This window comes from Pseudomonas sp. B7 (genome assembly GCF_016735645.1).
GTDB lineage: Bacteria > Pseudomonadota > Gammaproteobacteria > Pseudomonadales > Pseudomonadaceae > Aquipseudomonas > Aquipseudomonas glycinae.
In genome coordinates, this window is the sequence record NZ_JAERRE010000020.1 from 1 (window position 1) to 23,983 (window position 23,983).

At 61.7% G+C, this 23,983-nt stretch carries 21 protein-coding genes; 5 read left to right on the forward strand and 16 right to left on the reverse strand.

Going from position 1 to position 23,983, the window contains the following annotated elements:
* Positions 1-132: 132 nt before the first annotated feature.
* From JKA62_RS28625 to JKA62_RS28645, 5 genes are all read right to left on the reverse strand, one after another.
* Positions 133-1,158 carry a putative 2-aminoethylphosphonate ABC transporter substrate-binding protein gene (locus JKA62_RS28625; RefSeq protein WP_011336414.1) on the reverse strand — a complete coding sequence of 342 codons (1,026 nt, stop codon included), beginning with the start codon at positions 1,156-1,158 and terminating at the stop codon, positions 133-135.
* Between the two features lie 47 nt (positions 1,159-1,205).
* Complete coding sequence (locus tag JKA62_RS28630) at positions 1,206-2,930, reverse strand: putative 2-aminoethylphosphonate ABC transporter permease subunit (RefSeq protein WP_011336415.1); 1,725 nt, start codon at positions 2,928-2,930, stop codon at positions 1,206-1,208.
* Positions 2,930-4,006, reverse strand: coding sequence for a putative 2-aminoethylphosphonate ABC transporter ATP-binding protein (locus JKA62_RS28635; RefSeq protein ID WP_011336416.1), 1,077 nt, complete (start codon positions 4,004-4,006; stop codon positions 2,930-2,932). Before JKA62_RS28635 ends, JKA62_RS28630 begins: the two co-directional genes overlap by 1 nt.
* A gap of 107 nt (positions 4,007-4,113) precedes the next feature.
* Positions 4,114-4,977, reverse strand: coding sequence for a LysR family transcriptional regulator (locus JKA62_RS28640; RefSeq protein WP_011336417.1), 864 nt, complete (start codon positions 4,975-4,977; stop codon positions 4,114-4,116).
* Between the two features lie 16 nt (positions 4,978-4,993).
* Positions 4,994-7,303 carry a heavy metal translocating P-type ATPase gene (locus JKA62_RS28645; protein ID WP_011336418.1) on the reverse strand — a complete coding sequence of 770 codons (2,310 nt, stop codon included), beginning with the start codon at positions 7,301-7,303 and terminating at the stop codon, positions 4,994-4,996.
* An 84-nt stretch (positions 7,304-7,387) separates the two neighbouring features.
* Between JKA62_RS28645 and cadR the strand changes: the two genes are divergently transcribed.
* Positions 7,388-7,837, forward strand: coding sequence for a Cd(II)/Pb(II)-responsive transcriptional regulator (gene cadR, locus JKA62_RS28650; protein ID WP_011336419.1), 450 nt, complete (start codon positions 7,388-7,390; stop codon positions 7,835-7,837).
* 57 nt (positions 7,838-7,894) lie between these two features.
* On the opposite strand, the gene JKA62_RS28655 is transcribed toward cadR, so the two are convergent.
* The 3 genes from JKA62_RS28655 to JKA62_RS28665 form a co-directional block, all read right to left on the reverse strand.
* Positions 7,895-8,866 carry a thymidylate synthase gene (locus JKA62_RS28655; RefSeq protein ID WP_011336420.1) on the reverse strand — a complete coding sequence of 324 codons (972 nt, stop codon included), beginning with the start codon at positions 8,864-8,866 and terminating at the stop codon, positions 7,895-7,897.
* A 50-nt stretch (positions 8,867-8,916) separates the two neighbouring features.
* Positions 8,917-9,732, reverse strand: a complete 816-nt coding sequence (gene lgt, locus JKA62_RS28660) for a prolipoprotein diacylglyceryl transferase (RefSeq protein WP_039767887.1) — start codon at positions 9,730-9,732, stop codon at positions 8,917-8,919.
* Positions 9,733-9,828: 96 nt separating this feature from the next.
* On the reverse strand, positions 9,829-10,611 hold the full coding sequence (locus tag JKA62_RS28665; protein ID WP_201820517.1) for a sulfite exporter TauE/SafE family protein: 783 nt from the start codon (positions 10,609-10,611) through the stop codon (positions 9,829-9,831).
* Positions 10,612-10,742: 131 nt separating this feature from the next.
* On the opposite strand from JKA62_RS28665, the gene JKA62_RS28670 reads away from it, so the two are divergent.
* Positions 10,743-11,489 (forward strand): NRDE family protein, encoded by a 747-nt coding sequence (locus JKA62_RS28670; RefSeq protein WP_011336422.1) that lies wholly within the window; start codon positions 10,743-10,745, stop codon positions 11,487-11,489.
* Between the two features lie 33 nt (positions 11,490-11,522).
* Here the strand turns inward: JKA62_RS28670 and ptsP are convergent, their stop codons facing one another.
* A complete protein-coding gene (gene ptsP, locus JKA62_RS28675) occupies positions 11,523-13,802 on the reverse strand; it encodes a phosphoenolpyruvate--protein phosphotransferase (protein ID WP_011336423.1) in 2,280 nt (759 codons plus the stop codon).
* 22 nt (positions 13,803-13,824) lie between these two features.
* Positions 13,825-14,304 (reverse strand): RNA pyrophosphohydrolase, encoded by a 480-nt coding sequence (locus JKA62_RS28680; protein WP_003229203.1) that lies wholly within the window; start codon positions 14,302-14,304, stop codon positions 13,825-13,827.
* Positions 14,305-14,447: 143 nt separating this feature from the next.
* Between JKA62_RS28680 and JKA62_RS28685 the strand changes: the two genes are divergently transcribed.
* The gene (locus JKA62_RS28685) at positions 14,448-15,104 is read left to right on the forward strand and encodes an HAD family hydrolase (RefSeq protein WP_011336424.1); all 657 of its coding nucleotides are present in this window, start codon (positions 14,448-14,450) and stop codon (positions 15,102-15,104) included.
* Between the two features lie 105 nt (positions 15,105-15,209).
* On the opposite strand, the gene JKA62_RS28690 is transcribed toward JKA62_RS28685, so the two are convergent.
* Together JKA62_RS28690 and ilvA are read right to left on the reverse strand one after the other, a co-directional pair.
* Positions 15,210-15,623 carry a DUF2269 family protein gene (locus JKA62_RS28690; RefSeq protein WP_011336425.1) on the reverse strand — a complete coding sequence of 138 codons (414 nt, stop codon included), beginning with the start codon at positions 15,621-15,623 and terminating at the stop codon, positions 15,210-15,212.
* Positions 15,624-15,664: 41 nt separating this feature from the next.
* Positions 15,665-17,179 (reverse strand): threonine ammonia-lyase, biosynthetic, encoded by a 1,515-nt coding sequence (ilvA, locus tag JKA62_RS28695; RefSeq protein ID WP_011336426.1) that lies wholly within the window; start codon positions 17,177-17,179, stop codon positions 15,665-15,667.
* Between the two features lie 146 nt (positions 17,180-17,325).
* Here ilvA and rpiA point away from each other — a divergent pair, with 146 nt between their 5' ends.
* A complete protein-coding gene (rpiA, locus tag JKA62_RS28700) occupies positions 17,326-18,000 on the forward strand; it encodes a ribose-5-phosphate isomerase RpiA (protein ID WP_039767874.1) in 675 nt (224 codons plus the stop codon).
* 84 nt (positions 18,001-18,084) lie between these two features.
* On the opposite strand, the gene JKA62_RS28705 is transcribed toward rpiA, so the two are convergent.
* The 4 genes from JKA62_RS28705 to JKA62_RS28720 all read right to left on the reverse strand — a co-directional run bounded on the left by JKA62_RS28705 (position 18,085) and on the right by JKA62_RS28720 (position 22,366).
* A complete protein-coding gene (locus tag JKA62_RS28705; RefSeq protein ID WP_011336427.1) occupies positions 18,085-19,002 on the reverse strand; it encodes an SdiA-regulated domain-containing protein in 918 nt (305 codons plus the stop codon).
* Between the two features lie 117 nt (positions 19,003-19,119).
* A complete protein-coding gene (locus JKA62_RS28710; RefSeq protein ID WP_011336428.1) occupies positions 19,120-20,043 on the reverse strand; it encodes an SdiA-regulated domain-containing protein in 924 nt (307 codons plus the stop codon).
* A 222-nt stretch (positions 20,044-20,265) separates the two neighbouring features.
* On the reverse strand, positions 20,266-20,931 hold the full coding sequence (locus JKA62_RS28715; RefSeq protein ID WP_007953483.1) for a fumarylacetoacetate hydrolase family protein: 666 nt from the start codon (positions 20,929-20,931) through the stop codon (positions 20,266-20,268).
* 40 nt (positions 20,932-20,971) lie between these two features.
* Positions 20,972-22,366 (reverse strand): FAD-binding oxidoreductase, encoded by a 1,395-nt coding sequence (locus JKA62_RS28720; protein ID WP_039765411.1) that lies wholly within the window; start codon positions 22,364-22,366, stop codon positions 20,972-20,974.
* 204 nt (positions 22,367-22,570) lie between these two features.
* Between JKA62_RS28720 and serA the strand changes: the two genes are divergently transcribed.
* Positions 22,571-23,800 carry a phosphoglycerate dehydrogenase gene (serA, locus tag JKA62_RS28725; RefSeq protein WP_007953487.1) on the forward strand — a complete coding sequence of 410 codons (1,230 nt, stop codon included), beginning with the start codon at positions 22,571-22,573 and terminating at the stop codon, positions 23,798-23,800.
* Positions 23,801-23,983: the final 183 nt, after the last annotated feature.

Below are 23,983 nucleotides of genomic sequence, written 5' to 3' on the forward strand. Positions count from 1 at the left end.
CTGACTGCGAGACCGCCAGCGCTGGCACGCCAGCTCCCACCTTGCCCGGTGCGGAATACACATTGTGCGAACGCCGCCAAACCTGTGGGAGCTGGCTTGCCAGCGATGGGGCCCTGTCAGTCGATGAAGAACTTACTTGGCCGCGACTTTCTCGGACTTGCCGTCATAGCGCTTGCGCCATTCGCTCAGGATCTCGTCGCGGTTCTTCGAGGCCCAGGCAAAGTCGTTCTTGATCAGGCGCTGCTCGTAGTCGGCCGGCAGTTCGGTCTGCGGCTTGGCGATGCCCGGCTGGGCGAGGACAGCGAAGTTTTCCTTGTACAGGTCCATCGCCGGGGCGCTGGCGGAGAAGTCGGCCAGTTTCTTCGCGGCCTCTTCATGCGGCGTGCCTTTGATCACGGCGGTCGCTTCGATCTCCCAGCCCAGGCCTTCCTTCGGCAGGATGATGTCCAGCGGCGCGCCCTGACGCTTGAGCTGAACGGCCGGGTATTCGAAGGAAATGCCGATCGGGAATTCGCCCGCCGCCGCCAGTTTGCAAGGCTTGGAACCGGAGTGAACGTACTGGCCGATGTTCTGGTGCAGGCCGTCCATGTAGGCCCAGCCCTGTTTCTCGCCGAAGGTTTGCAGCCAGGCGCTGACGTCGAGGAAACCGGTGCCGGACGAAGCCGGGTTCGGCATCACGATCTTGCCCTTGTACTCAGGCTTGGTCAGGTCCTGCCAGCTCACCGGTTTGCTCAGGCCCTGTTTCTCGGCCTCGACGGTGTTGAAGCAAATCGTCGCGGCCCAGACGTCCATGCCGACCCAGGCTGGCGGGTTGGCGGCGTCGCGGTAGTTCGCGCCGATCTTGCCCAGATCCTTCGGCGCATAGCTTTGCAGCATGCCTTGTTGATCGAGGATCGCCAGGCTCGATGCTGCCAGGCCCCACACCGCGTCAGCCTGCGGGCGATCCTTTTCGGCCAGCAGTTTGGCGGTGATGATCCCGGTGGAGTCGCGCACCCACTTGATCTCGACGTCCGGGTTGGCCTTTTCGAAGGCCTCTTTGTAGGACTTCAACTGCTCGGCTTCGAGGGCGGTGTACACCGTCAACTCGGTTTTTGCCGCGAAGGCATTCAGGCTGAAAGCAGCGAGCACAGCAGCGGCCAGGGCCATAGGCTTGAACATGATCGTTTTCCTGTCGGTGAGTTGAGGCTGAAGGGATAAGTCGTGGATCAGTGGCCGGGCGCCGTTTGCCGCCAGGCCTGGGAACGGCGCAGCAAGCCGCGCGAAGCCCACGCCAGCAGCAAGGACACGCCCGCCGAGGTGAACAGAATCAGGGTCGACATCGCCGCCGCGCCGCCGACGTTGCCGGCGTCATCCATGTTCAGCACCGCCACCGCCGCAAGGATGGTGTCGGGGCTGTAGAGGAAGATCGCGGCGGACACGGTGGTCATGGCCGAGACGAACAGGTAGCGCACGATGTCCAGCAGCGCCGGCAGACAGATCGGCACGGTGACCCGCAGGTAATGCCGGTAAAGCGGCACCTTGAGCGACAGCGCGGCGGCTTCGAACTCGGCGTCGAGCTGACGCAGCGCGGTGGTGGCAGTCATCTGCGCAGTGGTCAAATAGTGAGCAATGGTGCAGACGATCAGCAGGGTCATGGTCCCGTACAGCACGTGCAGCGGGTTGCCGGTCAGGTTGAAGAAGAAGACATAACCCAGACCCAGCACCAGCCCCGGTACCGCCATCGGTACGAAACTGAGCATGCGCAGCGTCAGATTCAGCCCGCGCTGGCTGCGGGTCTTTTCCATCAGGTAGGCGCCGGTAAAGATCAGCACGCTGCCGATCAACGCCGTGCCCAGCGCCATCTTCAAACTGTTGCCGTAGGCCAGCAAACCACCGCCGGCGGTCTCGTTGAATTGATAGTGGTTGAGCGACAGCGACAGGTTGTACGGCCAGAACTTCACCAGCGACGAGAACACCGCCATGCCGAACACCAGCAGCAACGCGGCGCTGATCAGCAGGACCACGCTGAGATAAAAGGCATCGCGCTTCCTAGATGGCGCCGGTTTGAAAACTTGGGCACGGCCGCTCATGGCGTCGCCGTGACGCCTGCGCAGCCAGGCATCGACGCCGAAGCTGAACAGCGCCGGCAGCAGCAGAACCATGCCGATCAACGCGCCGCGACCGAACTGCTGCTGGCCGACCACCGCTTTGTAGGCTTCCAGCGCCAGCACCTGATAGTCGCCACCGACCACCACCGGCACACCGAAATCGGTGATGGTCAGGGTGAACACCAGACAGAACGCGGCAAACACGGCCTGACGGGTCGCCGGCCAGGTGATGCTGCGGAAGGCTTTCGCAGGACTGGCGCCCATGCTCGACGCAGCGTCGAACAATCGCGCGTCCGCCAGCGACAGGGCTGACAGCAAAATCATCAAGGCGTGTGGGAAGGTGTAGATCACCTCACCCAGAACAATCCCCCAGAAACCGTAGATGTTGTCCGACAGCAGCCCGCGCAACATCCCCTGATTGCCGAACAGATAGACCAACGCGATCCCCGGCAACATCGACGGCGCCATCAGCGGCAGCAACGAAATCCCGCGCCAGAGGCCTTTGCCGGGAATCAGCGTGCGCTGCAAGGCGTAGGCAAACAGGTAGGCCAGCGGTACGACGATGGCCGCGACGCTGAGGGAAACTTTCAGGCTGTTACCGAGCAGCCAGTGGAAATTGTCGCTGGTCACCAACTCCTTGGCGGCGAGCCAGCCACCGCCCTGCCCGGCTTCGCTGCTGAAGCCGCGCCAGAAGATCGCCAGCAATGGCAACAGCACCGCCACACCGAGCAGCACCAGCAGCAGGAGTTTGCCGCCGAGGACGAAGATCCGGTCGCCGACCTCGGCCCCGGACACCTGCCGCGCGTGCTTGTGCGGTAGCGGCAGTGCGAGGTTGCTGTTCATCAGGCAAACACCTGCAAGCAGCGTGGCGGTAAGGCGACCATGATCTGCTGGGCGCCGAGGCGCGGCATGGCTTCCGGTGCCAGTTCGGCGAGCAAGGCGTGGCCGGGCAATTGATCGAGCTCGAAGCTCATGCGGCAGCGGTTGCCGAGGAAAGTGATCTCGCGGACTTTGGCCGGGAACAGGTTTTCCTCATGTACCAGCGGATTGACGTTGATCGCTTCCGGGCGGCAGAACAGTCGACCCGACGGACTGTGGACGCTGCCGTCGGCCAGGCGCAGGTTCATCCCGCCGACCTTGGCGTGGCTGTCGCTGCTGCGCTGGAACGGCAGCCAGTTGCCTTGGCCGACAAACTCGGCCACGAACGGAGTGGCCGGGCGGTTGTAGATGTCCTGCGGGGTGGCGTACTGCTCGACCTTGCCGTTGTTCATCACGGCGATGCGGTCGGCCATCAGCATGGCTTCATCCTGATTGTGGGTGACCATCAGGGTGGTGATGCCGAGGTTGCGTTGCAGTTGGCGCAGTTCAGTGCACAGATGCTCGCGGACCCGGGCGTCGAGGGCCGACATCGGTTCGTCGAGCAACAGCAGCGACGGCGCGGGGGCCAGGGCACGGGCCAATGCGACTCGTTGCTGCTGGCCGCCGGATAACTGGCCCGGGTACTTTTTCTCACTGCCGGTGAGGCCGACCAGTTCCAGCATCTGACCGACGCGACGGCGCACTTCATCGCGACCGCTGCCGGCGAGGCCGTAGGCAATGTTCGCTTCGACGGTCAGATTGGGAAACAGCGCGTACGACTGGAACAGGATGCCGTAGTCCCGAGCCTGCGGGGCGAGGTGGGAAACGTCGCGCTCGCCGAGGTACAACTCGCCGCTGTCCTGTTTCTCCAGGCCGGCGATGCAACGCAACAATGTTGTCTTGCCACAGCCCGACGGGCCGAGCAGGCACACCAGCTCACCGGCCGCGACATCGAGGGAGACGTTATCCAGCGCCGTGAAGGCGCCGAAGCGCTTCTGCACGCCGCGCACTTTCATCTGTGCGCCGGGGTTGGTCAGGGCAGTTGCGATTGCAGGGTTCATGGACAGGCCTCATCAAGCAGATGAGACGAATCCTAGAGTTGTAATGCGTCGGTCATATGGCAGTGAGGCAAAAACGACCGATAGTGGTATTCAGGGATTTTGGTTGATCAGGCCGGGGACATTTCCTGCGCCAGTCCGAGAAACGCCGCCGGCAACCGGGCGTTCTTGCGTTCCTTGAGGCAGTAGAGGTATTCGGGAATCTGCGGCGCATTCTCCAGGGTCAGCACCCGCAACTGCGGATCGTGCGGCACTTCCTGGCGGGCGATGATGCTGATGCCGATGTTGCGCAGCACCGCCTCGCGGATCGATTCGCGGCTGCCTATCTCCAGCAACGGGCCAAAACTGACGCCGGCGCTGGCCAGCAACTCTTCGGTGAGCCGTCGAGTGGTCGAACCCGGTTCGCGCATCAGCAAGGTATGTCCGGCCAGCGCGCTCAGCGTCACATGGTCGTGCGCCGCCAGCGGATGATTGCGATGCACCGCCAGCACCAGCGGGTCGCTGCCGAGCACCCGGCGGATCAGCCGGGCATCGTCGAGCAATTGCGACGACGCCGCGACATCCACCCGATAATCCTCCAGCGCTTCGAGCACCTGCTGCGAGTTGCCGATTTCCACCGACACCTCCACCTGCGGCAGGCGCTCGCGGAAGGTCTTCACCAGATCGAGGATGTAATACGGCGCGGTGGCGGCGATGCGCAGCGCACCCTGCACCTGGCCACTGTTGCGCAGGAAGAATTCGATGTCGGCCTCCTGCTGCAACAACGCCTTGACCATCGGCAACAGCCGCGCACCTTCGTCGCTGACACTCAGGCGCCGGCCGCCACGGTAGAACAGCTCTACCGAATACTGGCTTTCCAGATTGCGGATCTGGGTGGTCACGGTCGGTTGGCTGAGGCCGAGCTTTTTCGCCGCCAGCGTGATGCTGCCCAAGCGGGCCACCATGTAAAACGCTTTCAGCTCGGCACTCAGCACAACCGCCCCTCTTCCTCTATTTGCGCAGCAGGCGCAAACCGTTGAACACCACCAGCAGGCTCACGCCCATGTCGGCAAACACCGCCATCCACATGGTGGCGAGCCCGGCGAAGGTTACCCCAAGAAAGATCGCTTTGATCACCAGCGCCAGTGCGATGTTCTGTTTCAGGATAGCGGCGGTATGACGCGACAGGCTGATGAAGGCCGGTATCTTGCGCAGATCGTCGTCCATCAGGGCGACATCGGCGGTTTCGATCGCCGTATCGGTGCCGGCCGCCGCCATCGCAAAACCGATCTCGGCCCGAGCCAGTGCCGGTGCGTCGTTGATGCCGTCGCCGACCATGCCGACCCGGCGCCCTTTGGCGTAAAGGTCTTCGATGGCTTGCAGTTTGTCGGTCGGCAGCAAGTCGCCCTTGGCCTGATCGATCCCGACCTGCGCCGCAATCGCTTGCGCGGTGTGGACGTTGTCGCCGGTCAGCATCAGGGTTTTCACGCCCAGATCGTGCAGTTGGCGGATCGCTTCGCGGCTGGTTTCCTTGACCGTGTCGGCCACGGCGAACAGCGCCAGCGGGCCGGAGCTGTCGAGCAGCAACACCACGGACTTGCCTTGTTTCTCCAGTGCGAACAGCTTTTCTTCCAGTTGCGGCGAACACAGGCCCAGTTCTTCCACCAGTCGGTGGTTGCCCAAGTGGTAGACCTGACCGTTGACCTCGCCTTTTACCCCACGGCCAGCCAGCGCTTCGAAGTTATCCACAAGCAGAGCCGCGAAACCTTTATCCACAGCCGCGTTGGCGATGGCCAGCGATACGGGGTGATCGGAGCGACCGGCCAGCGCGGCGGCAATGGCCGGGGCCGTGGCGTCGGCGGTCGGGTCGAGGGACAGGTAATCGGTCTGTACCGGTTTGCCGTGGGTGATGGTGCCGGTCTTGTCGAGGGCCAGATAGTCGAGCTTGAAACCGCCCTCCAGGTACACGCCGCCCTTGACCAGAATGCCTTTGCGCGCTGCTGCCGCAAGGCCGCTGACGATGGTCACCGGGGTGGAAATCACCAGCGCACACGGGCAAGCGACCACCAGCAGCACCAGCGCGCGATAAATCCAGTCGAACCACGCGGCGGCCATGAACAGCGGCGGGATGATCGCCACGGCCAGGGCCAGGACGAAGACCACCGGGGTGTAGATTTTCGAGAACTGATCGACGAAACGCTGGGTCGGCGCCCGCGCGCCTTGCGCCTGCTCCACGGCGTGGATGATTCGCGCCAGGGTGGAATTGTTCGCCGCTGCAGTCACCGCATATTCCAGCGAACCGGCCTGGTTGATGGTGCCGGCGAACACTTTGTCGCCGACGGTTTTCTCCACCGGCAGGCTTTCACCGGTGATCGGCGCCTGATCGATGGTCGAACTGCCGCTGACGACTTCACCGTCCAGCGCGATGCGTTCACCGGGTTTCACCCGCACGCGGGCGCCGAGATCGATGCTTTTGACGTCGAGCTCGACCCAGTTGCCATCCGCCTGCAACACCGTTGCCTGCTCCGGCGTCATCTGCATCAGGCCGCTGATGGCATTGCGTGCGCGATCCAGCGAGCGCGCTTCGATCAGCTCGGCCACGGTGAACAGGAACATCACCATCGCTGCTTCCGGCCATTGGCCGATCAATACGGCGCCGGTCACGGCGATGCTCATCAGGGCGTTGATGTTGAGGTTGCGGTTCTTCAGGGCGATCCAGCCCTTCTTGTAGGTGGTGAGGCCGCCGCTGAGGATGGAAGTCAGCGCGATGATCGCCACCACCCAGGTCGGCGCGGCGCTGGTGAAGTGGATCACTTCGGCAGCGAGCGCACCGACGCCGGACAGCGCCAGTGGCCACCAATGTTTTTTCACCGGCGCTGCAACCGTCGATTCAACGCCCGCCTCCAGCGGCTCGGCCTGCATGCCGAGGGATTTGATCGCGTCGATGATTGGCGCGGTGTCCGGCAGATTGTGGGTCACGCCGAGCACGCGATTGATCAGGTTGAATTCCAGCTGCTGGATCCCGGCCAGTTTGCCGAGCTTGTTCTGGATCAGCGTCTGTTCGGTCGGGCAGTCCATCGCTTCGATGCGGAAGCTGCTCAACCGGGCGTCGGCGCTTTTTGCCTCACTCAGTTGAACAAGCGAAGGTGCGGCGACTTTCGACGAACAGCACGAGTCTTCACTCGAATGAACCGGCGCAGGCGTAACGGTTTTCGACCCGCAACAGGAATCGCCGGCGTAGGCATGTTTATGCACAGGCTGCAGTGTGTGACTGTGATCGTGCCCGTCGCCGGGCTTGTGGGTGTGCAGGGAATCGCTCATTGGTCGCGTCCATGAAGGTGCCTGTTGCCAAGTAAAGACCCTGTAGCCACTATAGGGTCAAGCACCCTTTTGGAGATTGCCGTCATGAAGATCGGAGAACTGGCGAAACAGACCGATTGCGCCGTGGAAACCATCCGCTACTACGAGCGTGAAAACCTGCTGCCGGAACCGGCCCGCAGCGATGGCAACTACCGCGTCTACACCCAGGCCCACGCCGAGCGCCTGACTTTCATCCGCAACTGCCGCACCCTCGACATGACACTCGAAGAAATCCGCAGCCTGCTCGCCTTGCGCGACAGCCCGCAGGATCAATGCGAAAGCGTGAATGCGCTGATCGACGAGCACATCCAGCACGTCAAGGCGCGAATCGATGGGTTACTGGCGTTGCAGACGCAACTGCTCGAGCTGCGCCAGCGCTGTGGCGAAGGGCCGGAGGCGGATCAGTGCGGGATCCTGCAGCGGCTGGAAGTCAGTGGCGGAGTTGTGGCGACGGAGGTTGAGCATTCGCATGTGGGCAGAAGCCACGGTCATTAAGCGCCAGAAACAACGGAGGGAGCCATTTGGCTCCCTCCGTTGTTTGTCACTCGTGCTTCAGACCGCCATCGGCGCGGTCATCGGCGCATGGTGCTCGTAGCCTTCCAGCGAGAAGTCACTCGGCTCCACCAGTTCCAGCCATTCCGGCTGATAAACACCGGTCTTGGCAAACTCCGGCACGCGATCCGAAATCTTCAGTTTCGGCATGGCGAACGGCTCGCGCTTGAGCTGTTCGTTGAGCATGTCCAGGTGGTTTTCGTAGACGTGGGCATCACCAATGAAATAGGTGAACCAGCGCGGCGTGTAGCCGGTCAGGCGACCGATCAGGCTCAGCAGCGCGGCACCTTCGGTGAGGTTGAACGGCGTGCCCAGGCCCAGGTCGTTGGAGCGGATGTAGAGGGTCAGGGAGATTTCCTTGGTCTCGACATTCGGGTGGAACTGGTACAGCAGATGGCACGGCGGCAGGGCCATTTCATCGAGCTGGGCGCAGTTCCAGCCGTGGAACAGGATGCGCCGGCTGCCCGGGTCCTTGATGATCGTGTCGACGCACTGGCGCACCTGATCGATGGCTTTGTACAAGACCACGTAGGCCTGGCCGTCTTCTTCGCCCTGGGCAATCTGCTTGTAACCGTTGCTCAGGGTTTGTTCGATGGCGGCGGTGTTGCTCAGCGGGATCTGCTTGTACGCCGGCCATTTGCGCCATTGCACGCCGTAGATCTCGCCGAGGTCGTCTTCGCCCTGGCGGAACGGGTTGGCCAGCCACTGGGCGTTTTCGTTGGCGTTCTGATCCCAGACCTTGCAGCCCAGCGCACGGAATTCGGCGGCGTTGTTCACGCCACGCAGAAAGCCGCACATCTCGCCGATGGCCGATTTGAAGGCCATCTTGCGGGTGGTGATCGCCGGGAAACCTTCCTGCAGATCGAAGCGCAGCATGGCGCCCGGAAAGCTGATGGTGTTCACGCCGGTACGGTTGGCCTGTTTGGTGCCGTTGTTGATGACGTGCGACACCAGATCGAGATATTGCTTCATGAGTTACCTGTGTCCTTGAGCCCCGGCAGACATCGCCGGGGTTCGAATATTTAAGCTGTCGGTGCAACCGGCGCCGCCGGGGCGCGGTGGTAGGCCAGCCAGATCAGGAACAGCCCGCCGATGATCATCGGTACGCAGAGTACCTGACCCATGGTCAGCCAGTTCCAGGCCAGATAGCCCAGTTGCGCGTCCGGCACGCGGACGAATTCGACGATGAAACGGAAGATGCCATAGAACAGCGCGAACATGCCCGAGACCGCCATGGTCGGCCGCGGCTTGCGCGAGAACAGCCAGAGGATCAGGAACAGCGCCACGCCTTCCAGTGCGAACTGATACAGCTGCGACGGGTGACGCGGCAGTTGCGCCGGGTCGCTGAACGGCGGGAATACCATGGCCCACGGCACGTCGGTGGCCTTGCCCCACAGCTCGGCGTTGATGAAGTTGCCGATGCGTCCGGCGCCCAGACCGATCGGCACCATCGGCGCGACGAAGTCCATCAGCTGGAAGAACGACTTGCCGTTACGCTTGCCGAACCACAGCGCGGCCAGCATCACGCCGATGAAACCGCCGTGGAACGACATGCCGCCCTTCCACACTTCGAAAATCAGCGTCGGGTTGGCCAGGTAAGCGCTCAGGTCGTAGAACAGCACATAACCCAGACGCCCGCCGACAATCACCCCCATCGACAGCCAGAACACCAGGTCGGACAGCTTTTCCTTGGTCCAGGTCGGGTCGAAACGGTTGAGCCGGCGCGATGCCAGCAGCCACGCGCCGCCGATGCCGACCAGGTACATCAGGCCGTACCAGTGGATTTTCAGCGGACCGATGGCCAAAGCCACCGGATCGATCTGCGGGTAAGGCAGCATTGCGACTCCTCGTTAGCATTCAAATCTTCAAAAATTCCCGGGCGACGCTGTCACCTCAGGATTAAGCCAGGATTGCGACCTGCCAAAACAGACGGCTCAGAACAGAAAGCTCAGGCCCACGCAAAACAGCAAAGCCGCGAACAGCCGTTTCAGCAACTTCGGCGACAACCTGTGCGCCAGCCGCGCGCCGAGACGGGCGAACACCATGCTGGTCAGGGCAATGCCCAAAAGCGCCGGCAAATACACAAAACCGACACTATGGGCCGGCAGCAACGGATCATGCCAGCCCAGAATCATGAAACTTATGGCACTGGCGACGGCAATCGGCAGGCCACAGGCCGACGAGGTCGCCACCGCCTGCTGCATCGGCACGCTGCGCCAGGTCAGGAACGGCACGGTCAGCGAGCCGCCGCCAATCCCGAAAATCGCCGACGCCCAGCCGATCACACTGCCGGCCATGGTCAGACCGAGTTTGCCCGGCACCGTTCGGCTGGCCTTGGGTTTGACATCCAGCGCCAGTTGCGCCGCGATCACCAGGGCGAACACACCGATGATCTTTTGCAGGTTCGGGCCGGAGATCGCTTCGGCGGTCAATGCACCGAAACCGGCGCCGAGCAGAATGCCCACGGTCATCCAGCGGAAGATCGGCCAGCGCACCGCGCGGCGTCGATGGTGTTCGCGCACGGCATTGACCGAGGTGAAGATGATCGTCGCCAGAGACGTGCCGACCGCCAGATGGGTCAGGATCGACGGATCGAAGCCCTGCAAGGTGAAACTGAACACCAGCACCGGGACGATGATGATCCCGCCGCCCACCCCGAACAGCCCGGCCAGTACGCCCGCACAGGCGCCCAGCGCCAGATAGAGCAGAAATTCCATGACTGCCTCCCAAGGCGCGCCCCCAAAACCGGAGCGGCATGGTAACGGATGGATACCCTTCGGCTCCACTGGCGATGGATGCACGGACGATGTCTGCGTAGAGTGGGCAAAAAACACACAAGGACCACCTTATGTGCCTGATTGTTTTCGCCTGGCGGCCGGGGCATGCCCAGCCGCTGATCGTCGCGGCCAACCGTGACGAATTCTACGCCCGGCCCAGCCTGCCGCTGGCCCAGTGGCCCGAGTCGCCGCATGTTCATGCCGGGCGGGATCTTGAGGCCGGGGGCACCTGGCTCGGTCTTGGCGCCAACGGTCGTTTTGCGGCGCTGACCAACATTCGCGATCCGCATCAGCCGCCGGCTCGACGTTCTCGGGGCGAGCTGGTGGCGGGATTTCTGACCGGAAACCTGTCGATCGATGACTACTTGTCCGACGTTGTCGCCCGTTCGCCGGACTATGCCGGCTTCAACCTGCTGCTGGGCAATGCCAACGAGCTGTGGCACTTCAATGCGCGGTCATCGGAACCGGTGATGTTGCAGCCCGGCGTCTATGGTCTGTCCAACGCCGGGCTGGATACGCCGTGGCCGAAACTGCTCAAGGCCAAGGCGGCATTGAGTGCGGTGCTGGATGATCCGCAGCCCGAGCGGTTGTTGGCTTTATTGAGTGATGCGCAAACGGCACCGTTTGCTGATCTACCGGATACCGGTGTGGGATTGGCGACCGAGTCGCTGTTGTCGAGTGTGTTTATTGCCAGCCAGAGCTATGGGACTCGGGCGAGTACGGCGCTGATTGTGCAGGCGGACGGGACGCGGCGGATGATCGAGCGCAGTTTCGGGCCGTATGGCGGGCATCTGGGGGAAGTGGAGATCGACCTATGAAGATCGCAGCCCGAAGGCTGCGATCTTGTCTTTCTAGAGCGGTTTGACCGCCGCCGGATTGACCATCTTCGCCAACCCAAGGTTCTTCAGCGCCAGTTGCAGGGAGCTGTGGATGACCTGCGGGTTGTCGATGGTCATCAGTTCCGCCAGCAGATCCTTGGCCTTGCTCAGGTGGATCTGGCGCAGCATCCACTTCACCTTCGGCAGGTTGGTGGCGTTCATCGACAGGCTGTCGAAACCCATCGCCATCAACAGCACCGCTGCCGCCGGGTCACCAGCCATCTCGCCGCAGATGCTCACCGGCTTGCCTTCGGCATGGGCGTCGCGTACCACGGTTTGCAGGGCTTGCAGCACCGCCGGGTGCAGGTAGTCGTAGAGATCGGCCACCCGTGGGTTGTTGCGGTCCACCGCCAGCAGGTACTGGGTCAGGTCGTTGGAGCCGACCGACAGGAAATCCACCATCCGCGCCAGCTCTTTGGTCTGGTAAACCGCCGCAGGAATTTCGATCATCACACCCACTGGCGGCATCGGCACGTCGGTGCCTTCGTCGCGCACTTCGCCCCAGGCCCGGTGGATCAGGTGCAGCGCCTCTTCGAGCTCGTGGATGCCGGAGATCATCGGCAGCAGGATCCGCAGGTTGTTCAGGCCTTCGCTGGCCTTGAGCATCGCGCGGGTCTGCACCAGGAAGATTTCCGGGTGGTCGAGGGTGACGCGGATCCCGCGCCAGCCGAGGAACGGGTTGTCTTCCTTGATCGGGAAGTACGACAGCGACTTGTCACCGCCGATGTCCAGGCTGCGCATGGTCACCGGTTGCGGATGGAACGCGGCGAGCTGCTCGCGGTAGATCGCCAGTTGCTCCTTCTCGCTCGGGAAGCGCTGGTTGATCATGAACGGCACTTCGGTGCGGTACAGACCAACGCCTTCGGCGCCGCGCTTCTGCGCCCGCGCCACATCGGCCAGCAGGCCGGTGTTGACCCACAGCGGCATGCGATGACCATCGAGGGTCACGCACGGCAGGTCGCGCAGGGTATCGAGCCCCAGCGCCAGTTGCTTCTCTTCCTCCACCACCTCGGTGAACTGCTTGCGCAGCACTTCGCTGGGGTTGGTGTAGACCTCGCCTCGTGTGCCATCGACGATCATTTCGATGCCGTCGACCTTGGCGTACGGCAGGTCGACCAGACCCATGACCGTCGGAATGCCCATGGCCCGGGCGAGAATCGCGACGTGCGAGTTCCCCGAACCAAGCACCGATACCAGACCGACCAGCGTGCCTTCCGGCACCTCGCCGAGCATCGCCGGCGTCAGTTCTTCGCTGACCAGAATGGTTTTTTCCGGGTAGACCAGGTTCTGCTGCCGCTCTTCCTGCAGATAGGCGAGCAGCCGGCGGCCCAGGTCCTTGACGTCCGATGCCCGCTCACGCAGGTACTCGTCGTCCATCAAATCGAAACGGTTGACGTGATCGGTCACGACCTGACGCAACGCGCCCTGGGCCCACTGCCCGGTCTTGATCACGTTGGTGATTTCGCTGCCCAGCGAGGCATCGTCAAGCATCATCAGATAGACATCGAACAGGGCGCGCTCTTCCGGACGCAGCTGGGTCGCGAGTTTGGCCGACAACGCACGCATGTCGGCGCGCACGCCTTCAATGGCGGTCTTGAACAGCGCCAGTTCCGCGTCGATGTCGGTGATGGTCTTGTCCGGCACCACGTCCAGATCCGCCGGTGGCAACATGACCACCGCGGTACCGACCGCCGCACCCGGTGAACCCGGCACGCCGACGAACTTGGCTTCCTGGATGCCCTTGCCCTGACGGCCCAGACCACGGATGGAACCTGTGGCCTCGGCGTGAGCGATTACGCCCGCGAGCTGCGCGCTCATGGTCACGAGGAAGGCTTCTTCACCCTCATCGAACTGGCGGCGTTCTTTCTGCTGGATGACCAACACGCCGACGACGCGACGGTGGTGAATGATCGGCGCCCCGAGGAACGAGGCGTAGCGCTCCTCGCCGGTTTCGGCGAAGTAACGGTAGCGCGGGTGATCCGCGGCGTTTTCGAGGTTCAGGGGTTCTTCACGCGTGCCGACCAGGCCGACCAGACCTTCGTTGGGTGCCATGCTGACCTTGCCGATCGAGCGCTTGTTCAAGCCCTCGGTGGCCATCAGCACGAAGCGGTTGGTCTCTGGATCAAGCAGGTAGACCGAGCAGACCTGGCTGCCCATGGCCTCTTTGACGCGCAACACAATAATCCCCAACGCCGCCTTGAGATCCTTGGCGGAGTTAACTTCCTGGACGATCTTGCGCAGCGTATTGAGCATGGCTCGGGGTCGAACTCCGTCGTCAGTCGCGCGCTAAAAGGCGCGGGGCAAGCTCTTTGAGAGCGCGGCGATACACTTCGCGCTTGAATGTCACCACCTGGCCCAACGGATACCAATAACTGACCCAGCGCCAGCCATCGAACTCCGGTTTACCGGTCAAATCCATCCGCACCCGCTGCTCGTTGGAGATCAGGCGCAGGAGAAACCACTTCTGTTTCTGGCCGATGCACAGCGGTTGGCTGTGGGTTCGCACCAGACGTTGCGGCAAACGATAGCGCAACCAGCCCCGGGTACAGGCGAGAATTTCAACATCTTCGCGTTCCAGGCCAACTTCTTCGTTCAGCTCGCGGTACAAGGCGTCTTCCGGCGTCTCCTCGGGATTGATTCCCCCCTGTGGAAACTGCCAGGCATCCTGATTGATACGGCGAGCCCATAGCACCTGGCCGGCGTCATTCGTCAGAATGATCCCGACATTAGGGCGGAAACCATCGGGGTCGATCACGGCAACAACCTCGCAAACGCATGTCGCCGCATTGTTCCACAAAGGTTGTGAAGGCGGCAACGAAGGTTCCGAGCTTATGTGCACTCTTGTGAAAAGACCGTATTCTTGTGGCCTTTTTACTGACTTTTCAGCGGGTAACTGCAATGCGCCTGGCTTTATTCGATTTGGACAACACCCTTCTGGGCGGCGACAGCGATCACGCTTGGGGCGATTATCTGTGCGAACGCGGCTTCCTCGACCCGATCGCCTACAAGGCACGCAACGACGAGTTCTACCAGGATTACCTGGCCGGCAAACTGGATAACGCGGCGTACCTGAACTTCTGCCTGGAAATCCTCGGCCGCACCGAAATGGCCGTGCTTGAGCAATGGCACAACGATTACATGCGCGACTGCATCGAGCCGATCATGCTGCCAAAAGCGCTTGAGTTGCTGAAAAAGCACCGCGACGCCGGCGACAAACTGGTGATCATCACCGCCACCAACCGCTTCGTCACCGCGCCGATTGCGGTGCGCCTGGGCGTCGAAACCCTGATCGCCACCGAGTGCGAAATGCAGGACGGCCGCTACACCGGACGCAGCACCGACGTGCCGTGCTTTCGCGAAGGCAAGGTGACGCGCCTGAACCGCTGGCTGGAGGAAACCGGGCATTCGCTGGAAGGCAGCTATTTCTACAGCGACTCGATGAATGACCTGCCACTGCTGGAGCAGGTGGCGAATCCGGTGGCGGTCGATCCGGATCCGAACCTGCGGGCCGAAGCCGAGAAACGTGGCTGGCCCGTCATAAGCCTTCGCGGCTGATATCGCCATCGCTGGCAAGGCCAGCTCCCACAAGGAATTTGTGAACGCGTCAGATCAATGTGGGAGCGAGCCTGCTCGCGAACGGGGTCGACGCGGTCCCAAGCCTTAAACCGGCTTCGCCCCCATCAACGCCGCAATGGCCAGAAATCCGACGCCGCTGACAATTGCCAGCGCCAGATTGAATTTCCGGTTGCCGACCCCGCTGGTCCATAGCCGATTAAGCCGAACAAGCAGCCAGACCGCGCTGAATGTGGCCACGGCATAGATCACGCTGGACCCCAGAATCCAGAACTGTCCCAACGGCCAGCCAATCAGGTGCACCAACCACCAGCCGGTGAAAGGCATGCTGAGCACGCCGATCAGCATCAGACACCAGACGAACAACCAGGGTCGCTGCATCGTGCTGGCCGGCCCCTCGCTGCGATTACGCCAGGAAACAGCGGCGAGCCCCAGCCCGCTCGCCAGTATCACCACGGTCGCCGCGACGTGAAGGACTTTCAGGGTGGTCAGGGTTTCCATGAATTTCTCTTTCCTTGGGCCATACCCATCAGCGTAGCCGTTCAGCCAAGAAACAGCTGATAGGCCGGGTTGTCGCTTTCGTCCCAGTATGGGTAGCCGATTTCCTCAAGGGCTGCGGGCACCAGATGACGCTCGTCGTGGGGCACTTGCAGACCCGCCACCACACGACCGTCCGCTGCACCGTGGTTGCGGTAGTGGAACATCGAGATGTTCCAGCGCCCGCCGAGCTTGTTGAGGAAGTTGAACAGCGCGCCCGGACGCTCCGGGAACTCGAAGCGCAGCACCACTTCATCGACCACGTGCGCGGCGCGACCGCCGACCATGTGGCGGATGTGCAGTTTGGCCAGTTCGTTGTCGGTCAGGTCGAGCACCGGGAAACCCTGTTCGGTCAGGCTCGCCAGCAAAGCACTGCGCGGGTCGTTGTCCGGGTGGGTCTGCACGCCGACGAAGATGTGCGCTTCGCTGCCATTGTTATAGCGGTAGTTGAATTCGGTGATCTGGCGCTTGCCGATGGCCTCGCAGAAGGCCTTGAAGCTGCCGGCCTTCTCCGGGATGGTCACGGCGATGATCGCTTCGCGGCCTTCACCCAGTTCGGCGCGCTCGGCGACGTGGCGCAAGCGGTCGAAGTTGACGTTGGCCCCGGAGTCGATGGCGACGAAGGTCTGGCCGCTGACGCCGCGCTGCTCGACATACTTCTTGATCCCGGCCACGCCCAGGGCGCCGGCCGGTTCGGTGATCGAACGGGTGTCGTCGTAGATGTCCTTGATCGCCGCGCAAATCTCGTCGGTGCTGACGGTGATCACCTCGTCGACGTAATCCTTGCAGATATCGAAGGTGTGCTGGCCGATCTGCGCCACCGCCACGCCGTCGGCGAAGATGCCTACAGTCGGCAGCACCACGCGTTCGCCTGCCGCCATCGCCGCTTGCAGGCAGTTGGAGTCGTCGGGCTCGACGCCGATGACCTTGATGTCCGGACGCAGGTATTTCACGTAGGCCGCGATGCCGGCGATCAGACCGCCGCCGCCCACCGGAACGAAAATCGCATCCAGCGGCTGCGGGTGCTGGCGCAGAATTTCCATCGCCACGGTGCCCTGCCCGGCAATGGTGTGCGGATCGTCGTACGGGTGGATGTAGACGTAGCCTTTTTCGTCGACCAGCTTCAGCGAGTAGGCCAGCGCTTCCGGGAAGGAATCGCCGTGCAGCACCACTTTGCCACCGCGCGAGCGCACGCCTTCGACCTTGATCTCCGGGGTGGTCTTGGGCATCACGATGGTCGCTTTCACGCCCAACACTTTCGCCGCCAGGGCCAGGCCCTGTGCATGGTTGCCCGCCGACGCGGTGACCACGCCGCGAGCGCGCTCTTCGTCGCTCAACTGGGTCAGCTTGTTGTAGGCACCGCGAATCTTGAACGAGAACACCGGCTGCAAGTCTTCGCGCTTGAGCCAGATGTCGTTGCCCAGCCGCTCGGAGAGCTGGCGGGCGTTCTGCAGCGGGGTTTCTACGGCAACGTCATAAACGCGCGAGGTGAGGATCTTCTTGACGTACTGTTCGAGCATCGGAAAGCATCACTGGCGGTTGGGCGGGACCAGCGAGTCTAACCCGGCTTTCGGCCGGACGACCACACGAATGCAGAGGTTTTAGCCCGGCTTGAGGCTATAATGCCGGCCTTTCCGTTCTTACCTTGCCCGCTTCCGGAGCCCGCATGACCCAGGATCAACTCAAACAGGCCGTGGCCCAGGCCGCCGTCGACTTCATCCTTCCGAAACTCGACGACAAGAGCATCGTCGGCGTCGGCACCGGCTCCACCGCCAACTGCTTCATCGACGCCCTGGCCCGGCACAAGGGCGCGTTCGACGGCGCGGTCGCGAGCTCCGAAGCCACCGCCGCGCGCCTCAAGGGCCACGGGATTCCGGTGTACGAGCTGAACACCGTGAGCAACCTGGAGTTCTACGTCGACGGCGCCGATGAAAGCGACGAACACCTGAACCTGATCAAGGGCGGCGGCGCAGCCCTGACCCGCGAGAAGATCGTCGCGGCCGTGGCCCAGACCTTCATCTGCATCGCCGACGCCAGCAAACTGGTGCCGGTGCTGGGCGCGTTCCCGCTGCCGGTGGAAGTGATCCCGATGGCCCGCAGCCACGTGGCCCGCCAACTGGTAAAACTGGGCGGCGACCCGGTCTACCGCGAAGGCGTGCTGACCGACAACGGCAACATCATCCTCGACGTGCACAACCTGCAGATCACCAATCCGGTGGAGCTGGAAGCGCAGATCAACGCGATCGTCGGCGTGGTCACCAACGGCCTGTTCGCGGCGCGTCCGGCGGATTTGTTGTTGCTGGGTACTTCCGAAGGTGTGAAAACACTGAAGGCTGAGTAAGCCGAAACTGCCCGTATTTTGGTGGGCAGATGAAAAAACTGTGGGAGCCAGTTTGCTAGCTCCCACATTGTTAGATGGTGCTGGTTAGTTCTGCGCAGGCTTCCTGAAGACATAAAACAGGTTCGGTTCGCTCACCAGATACAACGTCCCGTCGTCGTCCATCGCGATACCTTCCGCCTGCGGCACGGTTTTCTTCAGGCCCTGCCGGCCACCGCTCAACGACATGGTGCTCAACGGGCGCCCGTCCACATCCAGTTCAAGAATCAGCCGTGACTCGTCGGACAGCGCCAGTAAATGACCGCTGCGCTCGTCGTATTGCAGGCTCGACAGATCGCGCACGAACATCCCGGCATCGCGCTTGGGATTGTTGATCACGTGTACCGCGTAGGACTTTTCCGGATTGAAGTGCGGAAAACCGTGCACTTCATAGATCAGCATCGGATCCCGCTCCTTGGCCACGAACAGGCGCTTGCCCACCGAGTCGTAAGCCAGGCCTTCAAAGCCCTTGTTGCCGCTCATGTGCACACCGAGGGTCATTTGCTCGGCGTCCGCTGCATCGAGGAACGTGGTGTCGTGTTCCAGATGGATCTTGATCAGCCGTTGCTGGCGCTCATCGGTGATCACATAGGTGTCGGCGCTGATGAACTCCACCGCCTCCGGATCACCGAAGCCGATCAAGGCGACCCGACGCAGGATCGCGCCGTCCAGCGACAGCTCGATCAGTTCGGCATTCTTGTTGGTCACGGTGAACAGGCTCTTGCGCACCGGATCGTAGGTCAGCGCGGACACGTCGTCGTTCAGCCCATCGATGACTTTCGCTTCAATCTCTGCCCGATATTGATCCAGCCCGATGGACTGGCTGCTCATCGGCTGCCAGAGCGTATGCAGGTTGAACCAGGCACGCTCGAACAGGCGCATGTATTGGCCGATCGCAATCAATGCGATCAGGGCAATCATCGACAGGATGATGAACAGAGGCTTGGGGCGGGCAAGTCGACGCATTCAGGCAGGCTCGGAGTCAAAACAGGCGGATGAAATATCACGCCTGTCTGAACTGAAGCTTAATGGCCACTTGCCTCAGGCCACAACTCCACAGATCTGCAATCGCTGTAGGAGAGATTACTTCTGCTTTTCGAAGCGGTAGAACAGGTTCGGCTCGCTGACCATGTACAGCGAGCCCGCCTCGTCCATGGTCACGCCCTCGGCGCGGGGAATGGTTTTCTTCAAACCGTTGAAACCGCCAAGCAGGGTCATGAAGCTGACTTGTTCGCCCTTCTCGTCCAACTCCAGCAACAGGTGCGAATCAGCGGACAGAACGAGGGTATGACCGGTGCGAGGATCGATCGCCAGGGCCGACAGGTTACGAATATCGAGTTCGTCGCTGTCGAGTTTCTGCTTGTCGCCCTTGAGCGTCTGGCTGCCGTCACTTTTCCAGGTGAACAGCGCAGGCGGACGCTCTTCGCCCAGCAGCAGTTGCTGGTTGCGGGCGTCCCAGGTGATGGCTTCGAAGGCCTTGTTCTGGTCCTTCGACGGGCCCAGGTCGTATTTCGGGAAATCGTCACGCTTCAGTTCGCGAGTCTGGGCATCGACCTTGACGATGGAGAGCAGGTGCTCGCGCTCATCGACAATCGCCATCAAGCCGTTTTCCATCACCGTCAGGCCTTCCGGATTGCTCCAGCCCACCAGGGGCATCTTGCGCAACACGTCGCCCTGCAGGGTCAGCTCGACCAGAAACGGATTCTTGCCCATCACCGAAAACAGGGTTTTGGTCTGGGGGTTATAGGACAGGTCCGAAGCTTCGTCCTTTTCCATCCCCGGCAGCAGCTTGGCGTCGATGACCACCCGGTAGTCCGGGAGCCAGACGCTTTCCTGTTTCTCGGACGTGCTTTCGAAGCGTTCCAGCACCCACAACAGGCCACGGTCATCCCAATGCATGGCAAACGCCAGCCCGTACGCAGCGGCGGCTGCCAGCAATAGCCAGGAATACCAGCGCAGGGCGAAGCGTGAACGGCGGGCGGGTTTGAGCTGAGTTTGAGATGACATCAAAGGACGCGTTCCGAAAATTCAGGCTACGGGTAATAGCACAAAGAGGCCGGCTCAGACGCCAGAATGACCGGAATTATCCGGACAGAATGTGAAAAAAACGGCAAATGGCCGGAATGCCCTGCGTCTTTGCAGGCCGCATCACAAAACGAAAACGGGAGATTGCAGACTGAGGGCTGAGCTCAAACCTGCCATCTCCCGCTCGGCAACGCGATGTACGGATCAGCGAACGCTGCTGGTAAAACGACTGGCGCCCGGCAGTTCCAGCACGATCTCATCGCCAACGTTCAGCGGGCCGACGCCCACTGGCGTGCCGGTCAGGATCACGTCACCGGCCTGCAGCGAGAAGCAGCCGGCCATGTGCTGGATCATCGGCACGATCGGGTTGAGCATGGCGCTGCTGTTACCGTCCTGGCGCACTTCGCCATTGATGGTCAGGCGAATGCCGATGTCGGTCAGGTCGGCGAAAGTGCTGCCGACCACGAACGGTGCAATCACCGCCGCGCCGTCGAACGACTTGGCGATTTCCCACGGCAGGCCCTTGGATTTGAGCTCGGCCTGCTTGTCGCGCAGGGTCAGGTCCAGCGCCGGGGCGAAACCGGAGATCGCGTCCAGCACTTCTTCACGGCTCGGTTTGGTCGACAGCGGTTTGCCGATCAACACGGCGATTTCCGCCTCGTAATGCACCGAGCCACGCTCGGTCGGAATGCTGAAACCGCCTTCCAGCGGCACCACGCAACTGCCCGGCTTGATGAACAGCAACGGCTCGGTAGGCACCGGGTTGTCCAGTTCCTTGGCGTGTTCGGCGTAGTTACGGCCGATGCACACCACTTTCCCCAGCGGAAAATGAATCCGCGTACCGTCGACATACTGGTGCTGATAGCTCATTACCGACTCCTGCCTTTATTGATTCATCAGGGATTGCCAATCAAACCGCGAAAATCTTGCCCGGGTTCATGATGCCGTTCGGGTCGAACACCGCCTTGACCGCTTTCATGTATTCGATTTCCACCGGCGAGCGGCTGTAGGTCAAGTAGTCGCGCTTGGTCATGCCCACGCCGTGTTCGGCAGAAATCGAACCGTTGTACTTCTCGACGGTTTCGAACACCCACTTGTTGACGGTGGCGCACTTGGCGAAAAACTCGTCCTTGCTCAGGTTGTCCGGCTTGAGGATGTTCAGGTGCAGGTTGCCGTCGCCGATGTGGCCGAACCAGACGATTTCGAAATCCGGGTAATGTTCGCCGACGATCGCATCGATTTCCTGCAAAAATGCAGGGACTTTCGAGACGGTGACCGAGATGTCGTTCTTGTACGGTGTCCAGTGGGAGATGGTTTCGGAGATGTACTCGCGCAGCTTCCACAGGTTCTGCAACTGGGTTTCGCTCTGGCTCATCACGCCGTCCAGCACCCAACCCTGCTCCACGCAGTGTTCGAAGGTTTCCAGGGCGGTGTTGGCCACTTCTTCGGTGGTCGCCTCGAATTCCAGCAAGGCATAGAACGGGCAGTCGGTTTCGAACGGCGCCGGGACATCGCCACGGCCCATGACCTTGGCCAGGGCCTTGTCGGAGAAGAATTCGAACGCAGTCAGGTCGAGCCGGCCCTGAAAGGCGTGCAGTACCGGCATGATTGAATCGAAATCGGCGGTGCCGAGGACCATTGCGGTCAGGTTTTTCGGCGCACGGTCCAGACGCATGGTGGCCTCGACCACGAAACCCAGGGTGCCTTCGGCGCCGATGAACAGCTGGCGCAGGTCATATCCGGTGGCGTTCTTGATCAGGTCTTTGTTCAGTTCCAGCACATCGCCCTTGCCGGTCACGACTTTCATGCCTGCGACCCAGTTGCGGGTCATGCCGTAGCGAATGACCTTGATCCCGCCGGCATTGGTGCCGATGTTGCCGCCAATCTGACTGGAACCGGCCGAAGCGAAGTCCACCGGGTAGTACAAGTCATGTTCTTCGGCCGCGTTCTGCAATTGCTCGGTGACCACGCCCGGCTGACAGACGGCGGTGCGGTCGGTCAGGTTGATGTCGAGAATCTGGTTCATGTAGTCGAACGACACGACCACTTCGCCATTGGCCGCCACGGCTGCGGCGGAGAGCCCCGTGCGCCCGCCCGACGGCACCAGCGCCACTTTGTGTTCGTTGGCCCAGCGGACGACGGCCTGCACCTGCTCGATGGTCTTGGGAAACACGATGGCGCTGGGCGCCGGGGCGAAGTGTTTGGTCCAGTCCTTGCCGTAAGCGTTCAAGGAGTCGGCATCGGTCAGGACTTTGCCAGGCTCGACCAGGGTCTTCAGTTCATCAATCAGGGCAGGATTGGTCATCGACGGAACTCTCGAACAATTCATGGTCATCCTGAGAACGCTTCACGTCGCAGGAATGAGTGTTTAGCGGGGTGGCTATGCTAGCATACCGACCCCGCAGGCCAGTGCCCAAGGCCGGTTCTGCGGTGACGGCTTTCTTGTCGTCCAGGTCAATGTCTGTTGACCATTTCCTGCCATTTTTCTCCGGGATACAGGTTTACGCAGATGAGCAAGACTTCTCTCGATAAGAGCAAGATCAAGTTCCTTCTTCTCGAAGGCGTCCACCAATCGGCTGTCGACGTCCTCAAGGCGGCGGGCTACACCAGCATCGAATACCTGACAGGCTCCCTGCCGGAAGCCCAGCTCAAGGAAAAGATCGCTGACGCTCACTTCATCGGCATTCGCTCACGCACCCAGCTGACCGAAGAGATCTTCGATCACGCGAAGAAGCTGGTCGCTGTCGGCTGTTTCTGCATCGGCACCAACCAGGTCGACCTGGAAGCGGCCCGCGAGCGCGGCATCGCCGTGTTCAACGCACCGTACTCCAACACCCGCTCCGTGGCCGAGCTGGTGCTGGCCGAAGCGATCCTGCTGCTGCGCGGCATCCCTGAGAAAAACGCTTCCTGCCACCGTGGCGGCTGGATCAAGTCCGCAGCCAACTCCTTCGAGATCCGTGGCAAGAAACTGGGCATCGTCGGCTACGGCTCGATCGGTACTCAGCTGTCGGTCCTGGCGGAAGGTCTGGGCATGCAGGTGTTCTTCTACGACACCGTGACCAAGCTGCCACTGGGCAACGCGACCCAGGTCGGCAACCTGCACGAGCTGCTGGGCATGTCCGACATCGTCACCCTGCACGTTCCGGAAACCGCTGCGACCCAGTGGATGATCGGCGAGAAGGAAATCCGCGCCATCAAGAAGGGCGGCATCCTGATCAACGCTGCACGCGGCACCGTGGTCGAACTGGATCACCTGGCCGCTGCGATCAAGGACAAGCACCTGATCGGCGCCGCCATCGACGTGTTCCCGGTCGAGCCGCGCTCCAACGACGAAGAGTTCGAAAGCCCGCTGCGTGGCCTGGATAACGTGATCCTGACCCCGCACATCGGCGGCTCCACCGCTGAAGCGCAGGCCAACATCGGTCTGGAAGTGGCAGAAAAACTGGTCAAGTACAGCGACAACGGTACTTCGGTATCGTCGGTGAACTTCCCGGAAGTGGCCCTGCCGGCGCACCCTGGCAAGCACCGCCTGCTGCACATCCACGAGAACATCCCGGGTGTGATGAGCGAGATCAACAAGGTCTTCGCCGAAAACGGCATCAACATCTCCGGTCAGTTCCTGCAGACCAACGAAAAGGTCGGCTACGTCGTGATCGACGTCGACGCCGAGTACTCGGAACTGGCGCAAGAGAAGCTGCAACACGTCAACGGCACCATCCGAAGCCGTGTGTTGTTCTGATCCGTCGCTGAGCGACAAAAAAAGGGAGCCTTCGGGCTCCCTTTTTAATGCACGTGTGTCTCGTCCTGAATAAGGTTTACACCTTCTGACCCATTCTCAGGAGGGAGTAATGAATACAGGAAAAAGGCGCAGTCAGCGTGATTACACGCGGACCTTTAAATTGTCGGTCGTCGATCAGGTCGA